Source organism: Paenibacillus sp. MAHUQ-63 (genome assembly GCF_028765165.1).
Taxonomy (GTDB): domain Bacteria; phylum Bacillota; class Bacilli; order Paenibacillales; family NBRC-103111; genus Paenibacillus_E.
Genome location: NZ_JARADB010000036.1, coordinates 1 through 524 on the forward strand (window position 1 = coordinate 1; position 524 = coordinate 524).

The window sequence follows — 524 nt, forward strand, 5'->3', positions numbered from 1 at the left end:
GTCGCAGCGGCCTGGTATCTTCGACCGGCATGGGCTTACGCAGTAAATGCTTCACCCTCACCGGCGCACCTTCTCCCGAAGTTACGGTGCCATTTTGCCTAGTTCCTTCACCCGAGTTCTCTCAAGCGCCTTGGTATTCTCTACCCAACCACCTGTGTCGGTTTGGGGTACGGTTCCTAGTTATCTGAAGCTTAGAGGCTTTTCCTGGAAGCATGGCATCAACCACTTCGTGTTCTAAAAGAACACTCGTCATCAGCTCTCGGCCTTGAACACCCGGATTTGCCTAAGTGTTCGGCCTACCACCTTAAACTTGGACAACCAACGCCAAGCTGGCCTAGCCTTCTCCGTCCCCCCATCGCAATAACTAGAAGTACGGGAATATTAACCCGTTTCCCATCGACTACGCATTTCTGCCTCGCCTTAGGGGCCGACTCACCCTGCGTCGATTAACGTTGCGCAGGAACCCTTGGTCTTTCGGCGTGCGAGTTTTTCACTCGCATTGTCGTTACTCATGTCAGCATTCG

General features: G+C 53.2%; 1 rRNA gene. It reads right to left on the minus strand.

The window, feature by feature from the left end:
* Positions 1–524 (minus strand): 23S ribosomal RNA (locus PUT07_RS35370); the annotation flags it as partial.